The 4,187-nt window shown below is 67.1% G+C and carries 3 protein-coding genes and 1 pseudogene; 3 read left to right on the top strand and 1 reads right to left on the bottom strand.

Going from position 1 to position 4,187, the window contains the following annotated elements:
* The 3 genes and pseudogenes from JCM9942_RS11605 to yeiP all read left to right on the top strand — a co-directional run.
* A partial coding sequence (locus JCM9942_RS11605; protein ID WP_054659818.1) for a sensor domain-containing protein occupies nucleotides 1–2,392 on the top strand: 2,392 nt, incomplete at its 5' end.
* 63 nt (nucleotides 2,393–2,455) lie between these two features.
* Nucleotides 2,456–3,225: pseudogene (locus JCM9942_RS11600) on the top strand (SDR family NAD(P)-dependent oxidoreductase).
* A gap of 71 nt (nucleotides 3,226–3,296) precedes the next feature.
* Nucleotides 3,297–3,863 (top strand): elongation factor P-like protein YeiP, encoded by a 567-nt coding sequence (gene yeiP, locus JCM9942_RS11595; protein WP_054659816.1) that lies wholly within the window; start codon nucleotides 3,297–3,299, stop codon nucleotides 3,861–3,863.
* A gap of 116 nt (nucleotides 3,864–3,979) precedes the next feature.
* Here the strand turns inward: yeiP and JCM9942_RS11590 are convergent.
* Nucleotides 3,980–4,187, bottom strand: a 208-nt coding sequence (locus JCM9942_RS11590; RefSeq protein ID WP_054659814.1) for a hypothetical protein, incomplete at its 5' end; no start/stop codon positions are given.

The raw sequence follows: 4,187 nt of genomic DNA, 5'->3' as shown, positions 1-4,187 counted from the left end.
CCAGTGCCAGTCTGCGCAGCAGCGCTACCGGGCGCTGTTCGATGCGTTCCCGGACCCGGTCAGCATCCTCAGCGCCAGCGGCACGGTGCTGGACGTCAACGCCGCCGGCGTCCAGGCCTACGGCCGCAGCCGCCAGGAGATCGTCGGCCAACCGATCGAACTGCTGAATCCGGATCTGCCCGAGGATCACCTGCAACCGGTCTGGGACACCCTCAACCGCGGCCAGACCTATGTGATCGAAGTCACCAACATGCGCGGCGATGGCAGCCGTTTCCCGGTGGAGGTGCATTCGGCGTCGTTCCAGAACGATGGCCAGCCCTGCATCGTGGCCGTAGCCCGCGACCTGAGCCGCCGCTGGCAGGCCGAATCGCGCTACCGGCTGCTGCTCGAATCCATCGACAAAGGCGTGATGCTGTTCGATCAGCACTTCCAGGTGATCTCGGCCAATCCGGCGGCCCATCGCATCCTCGGACTCGGCGCCGAACCGCCGACGCAGATTCCGATGGAAGGCGAAGAGTGGATCACTGTTGACGAGCACGGCCGCCGGCTGCGCACGGAGCAATGGCCGGTGTCACGCGCGTTCCGCGATGGTCACACGATCCCCAGCACCATCGTCGGCCTGTACCACCGCCCGCGCGGGCGCATGATCTGGATCTCGATCACCACGGTGCCGGTATTTTCCTGCGGGCGCGACCTGCCCGACCACGTGTTCTCGATGTTCAGCGACGTCACCGAGCTCAAACGCGACCATGTGCTGTTCGATCGCGCCCAGGCGCTGGCGCATATCGGCGGCTGGGAGTGGGATCGCGGCCAGCAGCGGCTGTACCTGACCGGCGAGGCGCAGCGCATTCTCGGCCACACGCCGCCGCCGGCCACACTGGAGCAGCTGCTGCAGTGCCTGGGCAGCGATGACCGGCTGCGCCTGCAACAGACCCTTGACCGGGAGGTCGAGCGCAAGCGCGGCTTCGAACTGGATCTGCAGGGACTGCGCGGCGACGGCCACAGTGTGTGGATCCGCATGATCGGCGAGATCGAAGCCGGCGACATGGCCTCCAGCCGCATCGCCGGCACGCTGCAGGACATCACCGAGCGCAAACACGCCGAGGAAACCCTCAAGACCCAGGCCCGCACCGATCCGTTGACCGGCATCATGAATCGCGACGCGGCCCTGGCCGACCTGAAGGCGCGGCTGGGCAACCCTTCCCACGCCCAGGTCGCGGTGCTGTACATCGACCTGGACCGCTTCAAGACGGTCAACGACGTGCTCGGCCACAACGCCGGCGATGAACTGCTGATCGAAGCGACCCGCCGCATTGCCAACGCCATCGGCACCGAAGGATTGCTGGCGCGTTTCGGCGGCGATGAATTCGTGGTGATCTGCGATGCCCGCGAGGTGCCCGAGCATCCGCAACTGCTGGCGCAGGCCATCACCGATGCCTTCGCCCCGCTGTTCCGGCTGGGCAAGGACGAATTCGCGGTCACCACCAGCATCGGCATCGCCCGCGCACCGGAAGATGGGCAAAGCCCGCAGGAACTGATCCAGAACGCCGACCGGGCCATGTACGAATGCAAGCGCCGCAGCCGCAACGGCTGGCAGGTGTTCACGCCGGAACTGGCGCGCGAGCAGCGTGACCGCCTGCAGATCGAGCGCCGCCTGCGCCGCGCACTGGAGCGCAACGAGTTCCGGCTGGTGTACCAGCCGCAGGTGGATCTGCGTGGCGGCCGCATCGTCGGTGCCGAGGCGCTGATCCGCTGGCGCAACCGTCAACTGGGCGAGCTGCGCCCGGACATCTTCATCAGCCACGCCGAAACCACCGGTGACATCGTGCGCATCGGCGACTGGGTGCTGCGCGAAGCCTGCCGGCAGGTGCGCGAATGGATGGACGAGGGGCTCGGGCTGGTCCGCATCGCCATCAATGTCTCCTACCGCCAGTTCAATGGCGACAACCTGGCCCGCCGCCTGCGCGAGATACTGGACGAATACCGGCTGCCCGGTGCGGCGCTGGAGCTGGAATTCACCGAACGCGTGCTGATCGAGGACGCACCGGCCACGCTGCATACCTTCGCCGAGCTGCGCGAGATGGGCGTGATGCTGACCATCGACGATTTCGGCGAGGGCTACAGCGCGCTGAACTACCTGCGCCATCTGCCCATCCACGGCCTCAAGCTCAGCCAGCTGTTCATCAATGGCGTGCCCGGCAACCGCTCGGATGTCGCGGTGTGCGAGGCGGTCTGCGGCATCGCCCGCAGCCTCGGCCTGGGCCTGGTCGCCGAAGGGGTGGAATCCGAAGCCCAGCGCCAGTTCCTGCTCGAACTGGGGGTGCCGATCGGCCAGGGCTTCCTGTTCGCCCCCGGCCTGTCACCGCGTGAATTCGCCCGCCGGCTGCGCTGACCGGTTTCGGCGCACGGTCGGCCATCGGCTAGAATCGGCGCTCTTTTCCGCAGGATCGTTCCAATGCAGCTGTCCTCCGTTCGTGCCGTCATCACCGGTGGTGTCTCCGGCCTCGGCCTGGGTGTGGCCCGCTTCCTCGTCGCCCACGGCGGCAAGGTCGCCCTGTTCGACCTCAACGACGAGAAAGGCGCTGCCGCCGTCGCCGAGCTGGGCGCCGACAATGCCCGCTACTTCACCACCAATGTCACCGACGAGGCCGGTGTGGCCGCCAACCTGGGTGCCGCCAAAGCGTTCCTCGGCGGACTGAACGTGGTGATGAACTGCGCCGGCATCCTCGGTGCCGGCCGCGTGCTGGGCCGAGAGGCCGCCATGCCGCTGGCCAACTTCCAGACAACGGTGATGGTCAACCTGGTTGGCAGCTTCAACGTCGCCAAGGCCGCCGCCGAGCTGATGCAGCACAACGAGGCCAACGCCGCCGGCGAGCGCGGGGTGATCATCAATACCGCCTCGGTCGCCGCCTATGAAGCCAGATCGGCCAGGCTGCCTACTCCGCCTCCAAGGGCGGCGTGGTCGGCATGACCCTGCCGATGGCCCGCGAACTGTCGCGCTTCGGCATCCGCGTGATGACCATCGCACCGGGCGTGTTCTGGACGCCGATGGTCGATGGCATGCCGGCCAATGTGCAGGAGTCGCTGGCCGCCTCCATCCCGTTCCCGTCGCGCCTGGGCCAGCCGGAAGATTTCGCCGGCCTGGTCGGCCACATCATTGGCAATCCCTACCTCAACGGTGAGACCATCCGCCTTGACGGTGCCGTGCGTCTGGCACCGAAATGATCCATCCGCGGGCGCCCACACGGCGCCCGCTTGCGTTTCCCCCTTCCGCAACCCCAACCGACTTTCCAAGCATGAAAGCCAACGACATCAAGAAAGGCAACGTCGTCGAGTACAACAACGGCGTCTATCAGATCCGCGACATCGAGCGCAGCTCGCCGCAGGGCCGCGGCGGCAACGTCCGCTTCCGGTTCATCATGTACAGCGTGCCGGGCGGCAACAAGCTCGATGCCAGCTTCGACGCCGATGACAACCTGCCGGAAGTGGAACTGCTGCGGCGCCAGTCCACCTTCTCCTACATGGATGGCGATGCCTTCGTGTTCATGGATGACGAGGACTACACCCCGTACACGCTGGACGCGGACGTGATCGGCGACGACGCCGGCTACATCACCGAAGGTCTGACCGGCATCTACGTGCAGGTGATCGACGAGCAGCCGGTGGCAATCCAGCTGCCGCAGCACGTCACCCTGGAAGTGGTCGAGACCCCGCCGGAACTGAAGGGCGGCACCGCCACCAAGCGCCCCAAGCCGGCCAAGCTCAATACCGGCATCGAGATCATGGTGCCGGAGTACATCACCAACGGCGAACGCATCCTGGTGAACACCACCACCGGCGAGTTCGGCGGCCGCGCCGACTGACCGCGGCGTGCCAGGTGACGGACAGGCGCCCGGCGCCTGTCCGTCCGTACCGTCACAGCCCGAACGCAAGCACAGCCCCGCGTTGCCGGCCGGACACATCACAACCATCTTCCGTATCAGCGCGGCTCCCCGCCCCTCTCCGATGACGCAGCGTCCCCGTACAGCACGCGCAGGCGCTGATGCAGCACCTCCAGCGTGGCCCGTGTCGTCTCGTTCTCGGCGCGCTCGGTCGCCGGCAACAGCTCCTGCAAGGCCTGTCGCAGCGCGGCGGCCTCCGCGGCGGCTACCGCAACCCGCTGCTCGACCTGCTCCCGCAGTGGGGCC

Origin of the sequence: Stenotrophomonas pictorum JCM 9942, assembly GCF_001310775.1 — a bacterium.
GTDB classification, from domain to species: domain Bacteria; phylum Pseudomonadota; class Gammaproteobacteria; order Xanthomonadales; family Xanthomonadaceae; genus Stenotrophomonas; species Stenotrophomonas pictorum.
This window is presented reverse-complemented; position numbering and strand designations above follow the sequence as displayed.